14 protein-coding genes are annotated in these 15,831 nt (G+C 66.1%); 8 read left to right on the forward strand and 6 right to left on the reverse strand.

Annotated features, from left to right (window positions below; all coding sequences use genetic code 11):
* Positions 1-58: 58 nt before the first annotated feature.
* Positions 59-1,240: an MFS transporter gene (locus LX12_RS05630; RefSeq protein ID WP_253653534.1), complete on the reverse strand. Its 1,182-nt coding sequence runs from the start codon at positions 1,238-1,240 to the stop codon at positions 59-61.
* A 104-nt stretch (positions 1,241-1,344) separates the two neighbouring features.
* On the opposite strand from LX12_RS05630, the gene LX12_RS05635 reads away from it, so the two are divergent.
* Positions 1,345-1,956 (forward strand): TetR/AcrR family transcriptional regulator, encoded by a 612-nt coding sequence (locus LX12_RS05635; protein ID WP_253653535.1) that lies wholly within the window; start codon positions 1,345-1,347, stop codon positions 1,954-1,956.
* Here the strand turns inward: LX12_RS05635 and LX12_RS05640 are convergent.
* Positions 1,904-3,418: a Mur ligase family protein gene (locus LX12_RS05640; RefSeq protein ID WP_253653536.1), complete on the reverse strand. Its 1,515-nt coding sequence runs from the start codon at positions 3,416-3,418 to the stop codon at positions 1,904-1,906. The two genes, LX12_RS05635 and LX12_RS05640, sit on opposite strands and share 53 nt — an antisense overlap.
* Before the next feature lie 52 nt (positions 3,419-3,470).
* Here LX12_RS05640 and LX12_RS05645 point away from each other — a divergent pair, with 52 nt between their 5' ends.
* Positions 3,471-4,202, forward strand: coding sequence for a mycothiol-dependent nitroreductase Rv2466c family protein (locus LX12_RS05645; RefSeq protein WP_253653537.1), 732 nt, complete (start codon positions 3,471-3,473; stop codon positions 4,200-4,202).
* On the opposite strand, the gene LX12_RS05650 is transcribed toward LX12_RS05645, so the two are convergent.
* Together LX12_RS05650 and LX12_RS05655 are read right to left on the reverse strand one after the other, a co-directional pair.
* On the reverse strand, positions 4,159-5,193 hold the full coding sequence (locus LX12_RS05650; protein WP_253653538.1) for a bile acid:sodium symporter family protein: 1,035 nt from the start codon (positions 5,191-5,193) through the stop codon (positions 4,159-4,161). The two genes, LX12_RS05645 and LX12_RS05650, sit on opposite strands and share 44 nt — an antisense overlap.
* A complete protein-coding gene (locus LX12_RS05655; protein WP_253653539.1) occupies positions 5,157-5,600 on the reverse strand; it encodes an SdpI family protein in 444 nt (147 codons plus the stop codon). Before LX12_RS05655 ends, LX12_RS05650 begins: the two co-directional genes overlap by 37 nt.
* Before the next feature lie 68 nt (positions 5,601-5,668).
* On the opposite strand from LX12_RS05655, the gene leuS reads away from it, so the two are divergent.
* The 4 genes from leuS (at position 5,669) to LX12_RS05675 (ending at position 13,321) form a co-directional block, all read left to right on the forward strand.
* Complete coding sequence (leuS, locus tag LX12_RS05660; RefSeq protein ID WP_253653540.1) at positions 5,669-8,500, forward strand: leucine--tRNA ligase; 2,832 nt, start codon at positions 5,669-5,671, stop codon at positions 8,498-8,500.
* A gap of 82 nt (positions 8,501-8,582) precedes the next feature.
* Positions 8,583-9,905 (forward strand): alpha/beta hydrolase, encoded by a 1,323-nt coding sequence (locus LX12_RS05665; RefSeq protein ID WP_253653541.1) that lies wholly within the window; start codon positions 8,583-8,585, stop codon positions 9,903-9,905.
* Positions 9,902-12,352, forward strand: a complete 2,451-nt coding sequence (locus tag LX12_RS05670; protein WP_253653542.1) for a hypothetical protein — start codon at positions 9,902-9,904, stop codon at positions 12,350-12,352. The genes LX12_RS05665 and LX12_RS05670 overlap by 4 nt, the downstream gene beginning before the upstream one ends.
* 273 nt (positions 12,353-12,625) lie before the next feature.
* Entirely contained in the window at positions 12,626-13,321 is a 696-nt protein-coding gene (locus LX12_RS05675) for a YoaK family protein (protein ID WP_253653543.1), read from the forward strand.
* A 1-nt stretch (position 13,322) separates the two neighbouring features.
* Here the strand turns inward: LX12_RS05675 and LX12_RS05680 are convergent, their stop codons facing one another.
* Both LX12_RS05680 and LX12_RS05685 read right to left on the reverse strand, forming a co-directional pair.
* The gene (locus LX12_RS05680) at positions 13,323-13,658 is read right to left on the reverse strand and encodes a TfoX/Sxy family protein (RefSeq protein WP_253653544.1); all 336 of its coding nucleotides are present in this window, start codon (positions 13,656-13,658) and stop codon (positions 13,323-13,325) included.
* A gap of 4 nt (positions 13,659-13,662) precedes the next feature.
* Positions 13,663-14,778, reverse strand: coding sequence for an alpha/beta hydrolase (locus tag LX12_RS05685; RefSeq protein ID WP_253653545.1), 1,116 nt, complete (start codon positions 14,776-14,778; stop codon positions 13,663-13,665).
* Positions 14,779-14,835: 57 nt separating this feature from the next.
* Here LX12_RS05685 and LX12_RS05690 point away from each other — a divergent pair, with 57 nt between their 5' ends.
* Both LX12_RS05690 and LX12_RS05695 read left to right on the forward strand, forming a co-directional pair.
* Complete coding sequence (locus LX12_RS05690) at positions 14,836-15,165, forward strand: ArsR/SmtB family transcription factor (RefSeq protein ID WP_253653546.1); 330 nt, start codon at positions 14,836-14,838, stop codon at positions 15,163-15,165.
* A 2-nt stretch (positions 15,166-15,167) separates the two neighbouring features.
* Positions 15,168-15,830 carry a cation efflux transmembrane domain-containing protein gene (locus tag LX12_RS05695; protein WP_372504943.1) on the forward strand — a complete coding sequence of 221 codons (663 nt, stop codon included), beginning with the start codon at positions 15,168-15,170 and terminating at the stop codon, positions 15,828-15,830.
* The last annotated feature ends 1 nt before the right edge of the window (position 15,831 follow it).

Genomic DNA, 15,831 nt, shown 5'->3' on the forward strand with positions numbered 1-15,831 from the left:
CGTTCGTGAACGGTGTCCGCGGGTACGACGTCGGGCCCGGCGGGGTGGTGGAGAGCTGTCAGACGAGCGCGTCCGACGGGGTCTCCGGCGCCGATGCCGGAGCCGGACGGCGCCTGACGGCGACGACCGAGGTGATGAGCAGTGCGCCGAGAGCGACGGCGGCGACGACGACGGCCACCGACATCGACCAGGCGGTGGCCACGGCGCCGAACGCGATGGTGGCGACCGCGGCGAACAGGTACGAGACGGCCGCATAGCGTGCGGCTGCCCGGGCGTGATCACCCGGCGCGGACGCTGCGCTGACGATTCGCAGGCCGGACCGGTAGGCGAGGCCCTGCCCGGTTCCCGCGACGACGCCCGCGACGAGCAGCACGGTCACGTCGGGGACGAGGGGGACGATACCGGCCACGAGCACGCCGACGACGATCAGCGTCTGCGCGACAACGGGTTTCGCCATGCGCGATGTCGCCGGCACCACTCGTTGGACGAGCCACGCGGCCACCAGGTAGACCGTCACCGGCGCTGCGAGGACGGCGAGGTCGTCGGTGGCGAGCAGCGACGCGCCGTAGCTGGGGAGCAGTGCGACCACCAGCCCTGCCGACACCCACGCAGAGACACCGCTGACGTATCCGGTGACCGGGCGGTAGGCGCCGTCCGCGGGGAGCCGTGAGGTCGACACCGTCGGTGCTGGGGACTCGGCCGCCTCGGTGAGTGGGGCACGGTCGAGGACGACGCCGATTCCCGCGGCGGTGAGCAGGCCGGCGTGGACCAGGTAGACCAGGACCGTCGGGGCCGGCAGGTATTGCGCGCACACGGCGGCGGCGACGGTGCCGAGCGCCGAACCGAGGACGGTCGCGGTCGCCATCGTGGTGCGGCCGCGGTCGCCCGCACGCTCGAGCACGAGGCCGGAGATGGAACCCGTGACGAGGCCGACGGACACGCCCGCAGCGACACGAGCAACGCATGCCCCCGTCGCGGAGTCCGCGACCGCCATCACGATGTCGGCCGCCACCCCGGCGATCACCCCGACGGCGATGCGCCACCACCATCCGGTGCGGCCGGCGGGCCGTCCGAGTACGGCCAGGGTGGGGACGAGTGCGAGCAGGTACGCCGCGAACACCACCGTGACCAGGAGCGGGGCCAGGTGCCACGTCGACCGGTACAGCGGCATCATCCCGGTCGCGAGGTTGGGCTGGGCCATCACGAGGACGAAGAGGATCCCGGGCATCGCGACACGCATGTCCGTCTCCCTTCGCCGTGAAATGAGAAGTTCTTGTCACTTGGCGGAGGACGCTAGCGCACCGACGATGAATTGGGAAGATCTTCTCGGATAGAATCCGTCGCATGGTGGTCCGGAACACATCCGCGCGGACTCGCAGCGACGCGATCCGCAGTCGATCCGCGCTCACCGACGCGGTGGGGCGTCTGCTCGAGGACGGTCGCGTCGACTTCTCCGTCCCGGAGCTCGCGAGCGAGGCCGGCGTCGGGGTCGCCACCGCCTACCGACACTTCCCCTCACCGTCGGATGCGTTGCACGCTTACTACTCCCGGGCCGCCGGCGAACTCGTTGACGCGCTGCTGCGCATCGACGTCGACGCCCCCGCGCCGAGGTTCGACGCCTATTGCGAGCAATGGGTCGCCCAGGCGCAGGTGTGGGGGCCGGCGGTCCGACACATCCGCAGTCACCAGGGCTTCATCGAGCGCCTCGTCGCCGGTGACCCCGCGATCGTCGCGCTGCACGGCGCCCTGGCCGCAGTGGTGCAGGAACTGGTCGACGCCCAGATCGTGCCCGCGTCCGATGTCACCGCGACCGTCCTCCTGTGGGTCACCGTGTTCGACGAGCGGGTCGTGTACGACCTCGCGCACCACCACGGGTGGTCCACCGCCCAGATCGTCGACCACCTCACGTCCGCCGTGCGGGGGGCCCTCCGGTTCCGGGACCCGTCCACGGGGTGAGGTCGGCGACGGCCTGCGCGAGCCGCGCGTGATCGTCGAACGCGACGACCTGCGAGCCGTACTCCCGGCGTAGGTCACTCCCCCGACCCGCGACGACGATCGTGTCGCCGCGCCGGGCTCCGGTCACCGCCACGCGGAACGCCTCGTCGCGGTCGGCGACCTCGAGCACCTCGGCCCGGCCGGCGCCGACGGCCCCCGCCGTCACCTCGGCGCGGATCGCGGCGGGGTCCTCGCTGCCGGGACTCTCGTCGGTGACGACGACGAGGTCGGCGTACGCCGCCGCCGTCGCACCGATCGGCCGCCGCTTCGCGGGGTCGCGATCACCGGTGGCGCCGATGACCACGATCAGCCGGCCGGGCGTGCGCGACCGCAGGTACGGCAGCGTCGCGCGGTGCCCGGCGACGTTGTGCATGTGGTCGACGAGTGCGGTGAACAACTGGCCGACACGCCCCGGCTCGCACCGTCCCGGGATGCTTCGCAGCGCCGAGATGCCCTGTGCCACGGCCTCGACGGGAAGGCCGTCACCGACGAGCACTGCCGCGGCGACGACTGCGTTGGCCACCTGGTGGGGTCCGAGGACCTGCAGGCGCACCTCTGCGTCACCGACCGGGGTGTGGACGACGAACCGGTGCCCGAGATGGTCGGCCTCGGTGTCGGGTGCGCGCACGTCGACCGCGTGGACGTCCGCGGGCGTGTCCGACACCGAGCACGTCGTCACCGGGACCCCGACCTCGCGCGCCAAGCGACGGCCGTGCTCGTCGTCGACACACACGACGGCGCGGCCAGTGCGGTCGGCGGTGAACAACGACGTCTTCGCGCGGTAGTAGGCCTCCATCGACCCGTGGAAGTCGAGGTGCTCGGGCGCCAGGTTGGTCAGCGCCACCGAGCGGAAGCGCACGCCGTCGACGCGTCGGTGGACCGCAGCGTGGGAGGAGACCTCGACCACCGCACTGTCGCAGCCACCGCGGCGGAACAGGTCCAGGGTCCGGTGGACGACGGTCGCCTCCGGCGTGGTGCGTGTGGGTGCCAGGGCGACGCCCGGCCCGGTGATCTCGATGCCCGACATCAGCCCGGGCTCCCGACCGGCCCCGACGAGCCCGGCGTGGACCATGGCCGCGGTGCTCGACTTGCCGTTGGTACCGGTCACTCCGTACACCGCGAGATCCGCCGACGGACGCCGATGGAACCAGTCGGCGAGCGGTCCCGCGATGCGGCGCGGGTCGTCGACGACGACGGTCGGCAGCAGGCGCGCCGGACGGTCGCTGATGACGAGCGCCGCACCCGCGGCGGCGACGTCGTCCTCGAAGTCGAGGCCGTGTCGGCGCGCACCGGGGATCGCGAGGTAGGCATCCCCGGCACAGACGCTCCGGGAGTCGTCGACGATGTCGAGGATCGGGAGCGGTGACGTCGAGCCGACGCTGCGCGCGCCGAGGAACCGGGCGATCTCGCGGGCGGTCGGCATCGCGATCGGGATACCCGGACGACGGCTCGGGCAAACGGGCAGAGTGGTGGACATGGCCTCGCAGACCGACCTCGACTTCTGGTTCGACCCCGTGTGCCCGTTCGCCTGGATGACCAGCAAGTGGGTCCGCAGCGTCGCGCGGCAACGCGACTACACCGTCGGCTGGCGGTTCATCTCCCTGCGACAGCTCAACGCCGGCGTCGACTACGACAGCCACTTCCCGCCCGAGTACGAGGCGCAGCACACCGCGGGCCTCCGACTGCTGCGGGTCGCGTCGAGCATCCGTGACCGACACGGCGACGAGGCCGTCGGCCCGTTCTACGAGGCGCTCGGCACGGCGATCTTCGACACCGAGCCCGCCCCCGACGACGCCGAGGGCCAGGCCCGCCGCGGTACGCCCGAGTTCGTCGCGCCGATCCTCGCCGGGCTCGACCTGCCGGCCGACCACGCCGACGCCCTCGACGACGCCGGCCGCGACGCAGGGATCCAACAGGAGACCGACTGCGCACTGGAACTCACCGGCAAGGACGTCGGCACCCCGATCCTGCAGTTCTCCCCGCCTACGGGGGTCGCGTTCTTCGGCCCGGTGATCAGCCGACTCCCCGACGACGCCGACGCCCTCGAACTGTGGGACCACGTCATCGGGCTGGCCAGTTTCCCCGGCTTCGCGGAGATGAAGCGGTCACTACGCGAGCGGCCTCAGCTGCGTGCGTTCGGCGTCGAGCCAGGCACCGAGGGACTCACCGAGGACTGGCACCAAGGGAGTCGTCGGCAGAAGAAATAGCTGGGTTCTCCCGCGACAGCCGCGCGGCGTACCAGGCGCACATCATCAGCTGGATCTGGTGGAACACCAACAGCGGCAGCACGATCAGGCCGATCTGTTGGTTCGCGAACAGCACCGCGGCCATCGGGAGGCCCGTCGCGAGGCTCTTCTTGGTGCCGCAGAACTGGATCGCGACCGCGTCGGCCCGGCCGAAGTGGAACCGTCGGGCCACCCAGCCGGTCAGGAACAGCATGACCGCGACCAGGACCACGGAGCCGCCGATCACGACGAGGATCTGCCACCAGCGGACGATCGACCAGATGTGTTCGCGCACGCCCTCGCTGAAGGCGACGTAGACGACCAGCACGATCGACCCGCGGTCGACGAGCTTGGTGGGTCCCGCGTGACGGGTCAGGAATCCCCCGACGAGCGGTCGGGCGAGCTGCCCGACGACGAACGGCACCAGGATCTGCAGGACGATCTGCAGGATCGCCGACGCGTCGATGTGGACGCCCGACCCGCCGCTGAGCAGCGCGACCACCAGCAGCGGGGTCAGGATGACGCCGATCAGGTTCGACGCGGAGGCGCTCACGATCGCGCCGGCGACGTTCCCGCGGGCGATCGAGGTGAACGCGATCGACGACTGCACCGTCGACGGCAGGAGGCAGAGGAAGACGACACCGAGGGCGAGATCGTCGCCGAGCACCGGGCTCGCCAGCGGGCGCAGCGCGACGCCGATGATCGGGAACAGCACGAACGTGAACGCCAGGATCGTCAGGTGCAGACGCCAGTGGGTCAGGCCCTCGAGAGCCTCGCGGGGGTGCATCCGCGCGCCGTAGAGGAAGAACAGCAGCGCGATCGCGGCGACGACGACCCAGGACATGATGTCGGCGAACACCCCGCGGGCCGGTAGGACCGACGCGACGACGACGGCGGCGAGGATCGCCAGGATGAAGCCGTCGACGTGGAGCTTCTTCAGCACCGCGCGGCAGGGTCGGCAGCGGTCCCGCATGCTCCGGCGAGCACACAGCTGCCGCATCCGCCCGTCCCGCACGACGACTCCTCGTCATCCGCGTCGGGCACGCGCATGGCGGCCCGCAGCCCGAAGGACGCGGCGGCACCCACGATGACCAATGCGGCGACCACCGCGACGGCGGCGAACACGGTGCCGGTCACCGAACCCGCCGCGAGGCCGAGGACGGCACCGAGGGCCGCGATCAGCCCGGCCCCGAGCAGGCCGGGTCCGGCGACGGCGTGGGTCGCGCGGAACGCGTCGTCGGAGCGGAGGGTGACCGGGGTGCGGATGCCGACGAAGCGGTTCCGCGGCAGGCGGCGCGTCACACCGAGCGCACCGACCACGAGGACGACGACGGCCAGAACGGCGTCGAGGACTCCCAGGACGAGGGCTGCGGTGGTCACCGACCCAGGATACGAGGCGCCCGCGACCGGGGGTCTGCGGGCCTGTGGCCACGCTTTACGCTGGTCAGGTGACAAGCGACACCACCTCTGCCACCGGCCACCGCTACACCGCGGCGGTGGCCGGCGACATCGAGGCCCGCTGGCAGCGGATCTGGACCGAGCGGGGCACCTTCGAGGCGCCCAATCCGGTCGGACCGCTCGCGGGTGATCTCGGCGGCACCACCGAGAAGTTGTTCGTGCAGGACATGTTCCCCTACCCGTCCGGCTCGGGGCTGCACGTCGGCCACCCGCTGGGCTTCATCGCCAGCGACGTGTACGCCCGCTTCCACCGGATGATCGGCGTCAACGTCCTCCACACGATGGGCTTCGACGCGTTCGGGCTGCCCGCCGAGCAGTACGCCGTCCAGACGGGCACGCACCCGCGCACCACCACCGAGGCGAACGTCGAGCGCTACCTCGCCCAGATCCGTCGCCTCGGTCTGGGTCACGACGAGCGCCGTCGGGTGTCGACCACCGACGTCGACTTCTACAAGTGGACGCAGTGGATCTTCCTGCAGATCCACGGTGCCTGGTACGACGAGGACGCGAACCGCGCCCGACCGGTCGCCGAGCTGATCGCCGAGTTCGACGCCGGGACCCGCGTTCCCGCCGACGGGTCGGTGTGGGCCGAACTCGACGACGCCGCGAAGGCGGCCGTCGTGGACTCGTACCGTCTCGTCTACCAGTCCGACTCGATGGTCAACTGGTGTCCCGGGCTGGGCACCGTGTTGGCCAACGAGGAGGTCACGGCCGACGGGCGCAGCGATCGCGGCAACTTCCCGGTGTTCCGGAAGCGGCTGCGGCAGTGGATGATGCGCATCACCGCCTACTCCGACCGCCTGCTCGACGATCTCGAGCTGCTCGACTGGCCGGACAAGGTGAAGTCGATGCAGCAGAACTGGATCGGGCGATCCCGCGGTGCGCGCGTGTCGTTCTCGGTCCCCGGCGTGGACACCCCGATCGAGGTGTTCACCACTCGTCCCGACACGCTGTTCGGCGCCACCTACATGGTGCTCGCGCCCGAGCACGATCTGGTCGACCGGATCGTCGCCGACGCCTGGCCCGCGGACGTCGACGCCCGCTGGACCGGTGGTGCCGCGTCCCCGGCCGACGCCGTCGCCGCCTATCGCGCGTCGGTCGCCGCCAAGTCGGACCTCGAGCGCCAGGAGAACAAGGAGAAGACCGGCGTCTTCACCGGCGCGTTCGCGGTGAACCCCGTGAACGGCGAACGGGTCCCGGTGTTCATCGCCGACTACGTGCTGATCGGCTACGGCACCGGCGCGATCATGGCGGTCCCCGCGCACGACGGACGTGACTTCGAGTTCGCGACCGCGTTCGGTCTGCCCATCGTCGAGGTCATCGGGTCCGACGAGGGTGTCGCGGAGGCCGCCTTCGTGGGCGACGGACCACTGGTGAACTCCGGATTCCTGGACGGGATGCGCGTCGACGAGGCCAAAGCCGCCATCATCGACCGTCTCGAGGCCGACGGGACCGGCACGGGCACAGTGCAGTACAAGTTGCGTGACTGGCTCTTCGCGCGCCAGCGGTACTGGGGAGAGCCCTTCCCCATCGTCTACGACGATGCGGGACAGGCCCATCAGATCCCCGAGTCACAATTGCCGGTCGAGCTGCCCGAGGTCGACGACTTCGCGCCGGTCTCGTTCGACCCCGACGACGCGGACAGCGTCCCCTCTCCCCCGCTGGCGAAGGCGACCGACTGGGTGAACGTCGAACTCGATCTGGGTGACGGACTGCAGCACTACACCCGCGACACCAACGTGATGCCCCAGTGGGCGGGCAGCTCCTGGTACCAGCTGCGCTACATCGACCCGACCGACGAGAACCGGTTCTGCGAACCGGAGAACGAGCAGTACTGGATGGGTCCGCGCCCGGATCTGCACGGGGAGAACGACCCCGGTGGACTGGACCTGTACATCGGCGGCGTCGAGCACGCGGTGCTGCACCTGCTGTACGCGCGGTTCTGGCACAAGGTCCTCTACGACCTGGGCCACGTCTCGAGCATCGAGCCGTATCGGAAGCTCTACAACCAGGGCATGATCCAGGCTTTCGCCTACACCGACGCGCGCGGGATCTACGTGCCGGCCGAGGAGGTCGAGGAGCGCGACGGCGGCTTCTTCTTCCAGGGCCAGCCGGTCCGCCGCGAGTACGGGAAGATGGGCAAGTCGCTCAAGAACTCCGTTGCGCCCGACGACATCTGCCGGGACTACGGTGCGGATACCCTGCGTGTCTACGAGCTGTCGATGGGTCCGCTGGACCAGTCGCGTCCGTGGGCGACGAAGGACGTCGTCGGCGCGCAGCGGTTCCTGCAGCGCGTGTGGCGGCTCGTCGTCGACGAGGAGTCCGGCTCGGTGCGGCTGACGGACGACGCCCCGGCCGACGAGACGGCGAAGACGTTGCACCGCACCATCGCCGGCGTGCGCGACGACTACGCGGCGCTGCGGTTCAACACCGCGATCGCGAAGCTCATCGAGTACACGAACCACCTCACCAAGCAGTACCCGGACGGCGCACCGCGGGATGCGGTGTCGCCCCTGGTCTCGATGGTCGCGCCGGTGGCCCCGCACCTCGCCGAGGAGTTGTGGTCGGCTCTCGGACATGACGAGTCGCTCGCACACGGGCCGTTCCCCGTCGCCGACGAGTCGCTGCTCGTCGAGGACACCGTGGAGATCCCGGTGCAGGTGAAGGGCAAGGTGCGCAGCAGGATCACCGTCGCGGCCGAGGCCGATGAGGCGACCGTCGTCGGTGCTGCGCTGGCAGACGACAAGATCGCCGCCTTGCTCGACGGCGAGCCGCGCAAGGTGATCTATGTTCCCGGCCGCATGGTGAACGTCGTCCCCTGAGTGATTCACAAATTGCAGATGCGGGCGCGCTGCTCAAAAGCCGCGGGCTACTCTGGCGAGATCGTTGGGGGGAGCAGGAGCATTGAGTTCGACGAAGCATGTGCGTACTGAACTCGACAGCAACTTTGTCCTGATTAGAGCACAGGCGGGAGCATCTAGAACATTAATCGTATTCGTCCACGGACTCGGGGGGAGCGAAGATACCTGGGCGAAGTTCCCCGAACTGGCTATCGATGGGCTGGGCGGCGCCTCCAAAGATTCGGCCATCTTTCGCTACTACAAGGGAGCCAAATCCCTACTTCGCCGACGCCCTTCGCCACAAGTTAGGTCGCGTCAATTAGCGAACCATCTCACACAAGTTGCGAATGATTACCAAGAAATCTATTTGGTCGGTCACAGCCTGGGCGGCTTAATAGCCGAGGATGCGGTACGCCGATTCCACCAGCAGAAGAAGGGGAGCTACCCTGAAGTCGGAATTATCGCCGGTGTTATCGTCTTCGGCAGCCCTAGACTCGGCTCGAAGTGGGTCCGCAGTTGGTCGGCCATCGCACTAAGGGAGTCGTTCTACCTCCGACGACACTCGGGTATACAAGGCGATATTGAGGAATTCTTCAGTAATCACGTTAATGTTGATATTGATGTGGCGCCGTCGAATGGGAAGGTACAAATTCCGCGTTTCGTGTGCGCCGGGACAAAGGACCGGATGGTCGATGAATTAAGTGCAACTTTCGGGGTGCGCGAGGCGCAAATTAAGCTTCTCGATTGTGGCCATAAAAAGTTGGTGAAGCCTGAAACCGCGGACTCGCCATCTGCTGCATGGCTTGGTGGCGTAATTCGTGAAATTTCTAGCCGCCGGCAGGAATGGTATGCATCCCTAGCCGAAAAGGCTAACAAGCCCCCAATGGCGAGCCAGAATCTACCTGGTCCGCTAGTCCTTGTGACTGAGGTAAATTCTGATATTGACCTTACTGATTGGGTGGATGTGTATAACGAAGTTCGTAACCGACTTACAACCGAAGCGGTGGTTTTTGTCGATCGGATAGCCGCTCCCGCCGGCATGGACGCATCCATACTTGTGGCGATTCAGCGACCTGACCGTTTAGTCAACGACATATACCAGCCAACTCCGCTTCTGCAGAGACTCGATCAAAGGTTTCGTACTCGAACAGTATCGCTTATGGTGGCCGCGCCAAACACCCCGGCGGTGCAAAAGCTAGCCGCTGTAAAAGAAATTCTTCATGACGCGGCAAGTGATGGTTCTGCTCATCGGCTAGCAGTCAAGGAGTTCTCTGACGTTGAGAGTTTCGGTGATGGCCTACTCCGGTGGTTCACCGGCATAGTTGCCGCCGATCCCCGGCGTCGTCAGCTCATTTACGCCAACAGCGAAGGAAGGGATCGGCTGTGAGTTTAGAATGGCTAGCGGCGTTGATAAGCCCACACGAGATCGCGCCTCATCCAAATTTCTCGAATGACGACAATTTGTCTAGGCCGCCCGCCGTTCTCGCCGCGATCGTGCTCGGCCAAAATCCATGGGGACGTGCGCAATTACGCGCACTCGCGTCGGACGAACCCCATCACGAAATGCCAGAATACTTGCACGCCGCCCTTCAGTCACTCGACTTTCGCGAACAGCATCTGGGCATTGAAAGTCTGTCTAGCCACTTAGAGTCGGAAAGTCAGACCGCTGAAACAGTCCCCGAATGCTGCGCTCTTGCCATCTTTGTTTCGGCTTGTCTGGCAGAGCTGGAAGACTATGACCAGTGCGAACAAATCCTTACGTCTCAGTTGCAGCACCTCGAGGCGCTTAACGACTCCCATGAATCTAGAGTCTGGCGGAGTGCCTTGCTTGCGCAAAGGGGTCTGCGAAGACTTGACGCTGGTCTTTCGCCAATTTCTGACGCCAAGCTGGCGTATGAGATTTTAGAAACCGTAGATTCGCGGCAGTGCGCTGATTTTCCGACCAACTCGGGAACGGGCGAACCGCCTCACATAATAGTTTCTCGAATGGTCGCGGCCCTGCAACGGTCGGCGTGGAGCCTGTCGCCCGGACAGTTCTGGACCGAAAACGCCGGTACGGCCAATTCCAGTCTCTCGAATAACCCATTTGACTCCATTTTCGCTCGGATACGCTCTCCTCGATCTGAGTTACTATTGACCATCAGTCGCGACGCCGCAAATGAGTACGAACGGCTCGTCGAGGATAAATTCGGCGACATTGTTCCAAGCAGCGCAACGACAATTGGTCGAACACGGCCGGATATCTTCTACTCATTGCTCCGCTATGAATTGCTTGGGCATCAAGCGTCGAGGGAGACTAGGAAGGAGCTGGCATTATTCAGAGTTGTTCAGGCCGAAAGGCCGTTCTCCGTTGAATTCGCCGAGGATATTCTTCGCCTACTCCGACGTTCTGGCGACGATAAGACGCTATCTCGATTCGTGAGGGCATTGCGTTCGTCCGGGCCATTGGCGGCCGTCACTAGGGATGCGCGACAGATAGTTAGAACACGCCGGAGGTTGGGCAACGTTGATGTTGCGGAGTTGTCCGTTTTAAAGCACTCTGCGGACTTAATGACTGCAGACGACGCGCGCGCGGCATTCGATCTGGTGGCGAACGAAGTCGAGCACGGCGAATCCAGGATGGTGGGCAGGTGGCGGCATGAAACGACCTGGGCGGAGGCGGCTTGGACCACCTTGGCCACGCTGGCGAACACGGTCGGAGAGGCCGACCGTATTGCAGCAACACTTGCGGATGTGGCGACGCAGTATTCTTCCGATGAGCTGTGGGATCGCCTGATCGGCCGCGCCCTGAACATACTGGACGTAACGCGTCCGGCCACGGGTGCTGTCGCGGAAAGCTGGAAGTCGGCCCTGGGTCGGAATGCCGATATCGGTCGAGCCACGATGCGCGCCTATCTGCAGTTGACCAGAAGTGAAGACCTGCTTAGCGAACGCCTCGAGGGCACACCGTCGGATCTCTCCGACGTAGTAGAACTATTTAACGCAACTATTGCACTCGGCCGGGACTTTCCGAACTCAAAACTTCGAGTGTCGAAGCGCCTGGCGTCGGAGAAGCTTTATCAGATCCGTAGCAACGCGCGCCAGGGACAGTTCTCGGGTTGGGCTTACGATCCGGGTGAGATAGCTACTTTGCTTTTGATCGAGGACCCCGACGAAGAATATTGCGGCGAGGTGCTCGACTTCATCTTTGACGCCAACGTCCCCCGGAACGATCGTTCCGTAGCATTAGGTCGGCTGGCCCGCGAGACGCCATCAATTCCGGCTAATGTCCTCGCCACTTACGCGGAACGGGTCACCCAGCTCGTTAATCAACGATCGCCGGTTTCGATGTTCGGCGATCCGGATTCCGAAGTATTCATTTCCGCATTAGAATTCGCCATCGCGTATCAATTGTTGTCGCCTGATGAGGTTGCCCACTATCTCACGCTCTTGTCCGCGTCTCCTTCGCTTACCACTCGCCGAGATGGGTGCGTTGCCCTTGCTGAGGCTGTAAGGATCGAATTCCGTCCGGAACTGTTGTGGATTTTAGTAAGGCTTTCCTATGATGAAGACGCTGAGGTACGGGCGTCCAGCGCGAGAGGAATAATTCAATCTCTGTCTCGAGACGGCTCGCCGTCAGGACGGATCCTAGAACGCATCGAGGCGCTGAGTCGCGAGGACGGTATGGCCATGCCCTTTGCAATCGTCCGGGAGCTGCGATTAGTTCGCGGTAAATTCGCTGCATCGAAAGATTTTCAGACGGTGGTCTACGGAATTCTTGATCGCTACAGAAGTGGACACATGTCGGAGCAAGTCAGACGTGCAGCGCGCGAACTCATTACTCAGTGGGCTTGACCTGATAATGCACTGGGGGGATCCTTATGCGCGTCGGCGGTTGTCCGGCGTTGATCCCAGAAGTGCGCAGCGACGACGCCGATCGTCGCCGGGTCGAACTACGGGTCGAGACCGCGTTCCTTCTGGGACTCGCAGTCGCAGTGCGGGTCCCTTGAGGATGAGGATCGCTCATACCAGCCTTCGAGAAGTCGGAGAAGACGGGGAATCACGCTTATCGGACATACGCGCAGAGTCTCAGGCGCTGCAGTCGCCGGACCGACAGACTCTTTGTCTGTGACGAGAGGTGTGGCGACGGCGTCGACGCCGCGGTTCGTGTTGATCCTCATCGGCGTGGGCGGCTTCCTCGACGCGTACACATACCTGACGCGCGGGGGAGTGTTCGCGAACACGCAGACCGGCAACGTCATCCTGCTCGCGACGTCGAGCGCCGCGGGCGAGTGGCACCGCGCTGTCGCCCACCTGTGGTCGATCCTGGCGTTCGTCGTCGGTGTCCTGGTGGCGACGATGCTGCGGACGTGGTGGCGTGACGCGACCAGCGCGTCACTGCTGTTGTCCGTGACGCTCGCGCAGGCCGTCGTCCTGGGGCTCGTTGCCGCCGTCCCGGCTTCCTGGCCGAACGTGGTCGTCACTGTGCCGATCGCCTTCGTCGCGGCGATGCAGATGGAACTCTTCCGGTCGATCGGTGGTTTGCCCATCATCACCATCGCGACGACCGGCAACCTGATGCGTTTCGTCGAGTCGGTGCATGCGGTGATCACCCAGCGCGACAGCGACAGTCGTCGTCGGTGTGCGCTCTACTCCGCGGTCGTCGCTGCGTTCGCCGGGGGAGCGGTGGTCGGTGCCGTGATCTCCCGGTGGCTCGGCACTCCTGCGGTCGCCGTGTGCGGGGGGGCGATGGTCGTCGTCGCGCTGATGGTCCTGTACGACGCCCGTCAGATCGACGGCGACGCAGCAGAACCCGAGGGGTGACTCACTTCGCCGGCAGCGTGAGCACGAACGCCGCCGCGCGGTCCACCCAGTCGCCGAGGTCGTCGTCGTCGACGAGACCGGGTGGATCGATGCGCAACCAACCACGAGCGGGTTTGCCGGACATGATCATCGGGTTCACGTGGTCGCGTGCGAGCAGCGCATCGGCTTCGTCGGGGTCGACACGGATCATCAACCCCTGCTGCTTGCTCAGGATGACCACGGCCATGTGACCGTCGACGAGAAAGGCCAACCCGCCGAACATCCGCTTCTCGGTGAGGTGCGGCTCGGTCTCCATCGCATCGCGGATGCGGTCGGCCAGCGCCTCGTCGTACGCCATCTGCTCAGTGGGTGGCGATGGCGTTCGGGTCGGATTCGACGTGGCGGTGCGACAACTCACGCAGCGCGCGGAACACCCGTCGGGACGACTCGGCCCACGGCATGAGGATCGGGAACACGTGGAACATGCCCTCCTCCTCCATCGCGTACACCGTGACGCCTGCCGCGGACAGGCCGTTGGCGAATTTGCGGATCCCGTCACGGAACATCTCGTCCGCGCCCCAGCAGACGAACGTGGGCGGGAACCAATCCGGATGCGGCTTGGCGTAGATCGCCGACACCCGCTCGTCGTTGGGCTGCACGCCCTGCAGGTACGGGCTCACCGGCACGTTCCACGGAAGGATGTCGAGCTGGGCGTTCTCGGTGATCGACGGGTGGTTGAGGTCCAGATCGACCTCGGGCGAGAAAAGCATCACCGCAGCAGGTTTCGGCAGCTCGTGATCGTGCAGGTACGAGACCAGCGACGTCGCGAGGCCGCCGCCACCGGAATCGCCGGCGACGACGAGGTGCTCGGGGTCGACGCCGCGTTCGAGCAGACCCCGGTAGACGTCGGCGGCGTCGTGCACGCCGGCGGGGAAGGGGAACTCGGGGGCCATCCGGTAGTCGGCGATGAACACCTCGTAGCCGGTGATGTTCACCAGCGATGCGGCGAAGGCGGAGTACATGATCGGTGACGTCCCGATGTAGCCGCCGCCGTGGAGGTAGAGCACCGTCGCGGTGATGGTCTCCTTGTCCGTGACCTGCTCGACGTACTCGTCGGAACTCGCCTTCGACCGACACCAGATGCCCTCGACGCCGCCGATCGTGTCGTCGGTGATCTCGACGTTGTCGGTGACGCTGATGAACGGGGGCATCACGGTGCGGCAGATCTCGTCGAGGATCTTCTCCATCGACCGGAACTCGTCGATCGGCAACGACATCGCGTAGCCCATGAACGACCGGATGGTCTGCCGGGTCACCGACTGCCCGATGTTGTCGAGCAGTCCGCCCGGACCCCGCCAGAACTTCCGGAACGGGACCCGCGCGAGACCGTTCAGCATGCTTTCGGCCAATCCGACCATCGCCAGGGCCGTCACCGGCGCCGACGCGGTCTCCACCTCGGGACGATCCGCCATCACCATGCAGGTCAGTGTAGGGACCGCGTTGTCAGTACAGCGCCATCTGTATCGTTATCGCCCATGACGACGGCACTGCGACACGACGCTCTTGTCCGGTTCGGACAGGCGCTGTCCGACCCCACACGAGTGCGCGTGCTCCTGCTGCTCAGCGCGTCGCCGTCTCACCCGTCCGACCTCGCCGAGAAGCTGGGGGTGTCGCGACAGATCGTGTCGAACCACCTCGCATGTCTGCGCGGGTGCGGGCTGGTAGTCGCAGTACCCCAGGGACGGCGAGTGCGGTACGAACTCGCCGATGAGCGGATCAGCCGTGCTCTGCAGGAGCTGACCGGACTGGTCCTTGCCGTCGATCCCACCTGCTGTCCGGACTCCGGCAGCGACGGATGCTGCTGATGGTGACACTCACCGATTCGCGCCGGTCCGTCGTGACACGACGGATCCGGTGGTTCGTCGCGATCACCATCTCGTACAACGTCGTCGAGGCGGCGGTGGCCCTCGTCGAGGGCAGCCGCGTCTCGTCGACGGCGTTGATCGGGTTCGGACTCGACTCGGTCATCGAGGTGTCGTCGGCCGCGGCCGTCGCCTGGCAATTCGCCGGTCGCGACCCTGAGTCACGTGAGCGCGTCGCCCTCCGGGTCATCGCGATGTCGTTCTTCGCGCTCGCCGCCTACGTGACCGTCGACGCGGTCCGCACCCTCCTCGGCGCGGACGACGCCCGACACTCGACGGTCGGGATCGCCCTGACTGCGCTGAGTCTCGTGGTCATGCCGGTGCTGTCGTACGCGCAGCGTCGCGCGGGACGCGAACTCGGTTCGATGTCTGCGGTGGCGGACTCCAAGCAGACCCTGCTGTGCACCTACCTGTCCGCGGTCGTGCTCGCCGGCCTCGTGGTCAACAGCCTGCTCGGATGGTCGTGGGCCGACCCGATCGCCGCTCTCGTCATCGCAGCCATCGCGGTCCGTGAGGGCCTGAACGCATGGCGAGGCGAGTCCTGCTGCGCACCGGCGTGGCCCGGGTCCGACACGGACCCGGGCCACACCTGCGCGTGCTGCGACTGAT

Origin of the sequence: Williamsia serinedens, assembly GCF_024171725.1 — a bacterium.
GTDB classification, from domain to species: Bacteria; Actinomycetota; Actinomycetes; order Mycobacteriales; family Mycobacteriaceae; genus Williamsia_A; species Williamsia_A serinedens.

Excerpts from the sequence above, each read along its gene's own strand:
- LX12_RS05630 (WP_253653534.1), bottom strand. The coding sequence starts at position 1,240 with ATGCGTGTCGCGATGCCCGGGATCCTCTTCGTCCTCGTGATGGCCCAG.
- LX12_RS05680 (WP_253653544.1), bottom strand. The coding sequence starts at position 13,658 with ATGGCGTACGACGAGGCGCTGGCCGACCGCATCCGCGATGCGATGGAG.
- LX12_RS05650 (WP_253653538.1), bottom strand. The coding sequence starts at position 5,193 with ATGCGGGACCGCTGCCGACCCTGCCGCGCGGTGCTGAAGAAGCTCCAC.
- LX12_RS05640 (WP_253653536.1), bottom strand. The coding sequence starts at position 3,418 with ATGCCGACCGCCCGCGAGATCGCCCGGTTCCTCGGCGCGCGCAGCGTC.
- LX12_RS05645 (WP_253653537.1), top strand. The coding sequence starts at position 3,471 with ATGGCCTCGCAGACCGACCTCGACTTCTGGTTCGACCCCGTGTGCCCG.
- LX12_RS05635 (WP_253653535.1), top strand. The coding sequence starts at position 1,345 with ATGGTGGTCCGGAACACATCCGCGCGGACTCGCAGCGACGCGATCCGC.
- LX12_RS05685 (WP_253653545.1), bottom strand. The coding sequence starts at position 14,778 with ATGGTGATGGCGGATCGTCCCGAGGTGGAGACCGCGTCGGCGCCGGTG.
- LX12_RS05690 (WP_253653546.1), top strand. The coding sequence starts at position 14,836 with ATGACGACGGCACTGCGACACGACGCTCTTGTCCGGTTCGGACAGGCG.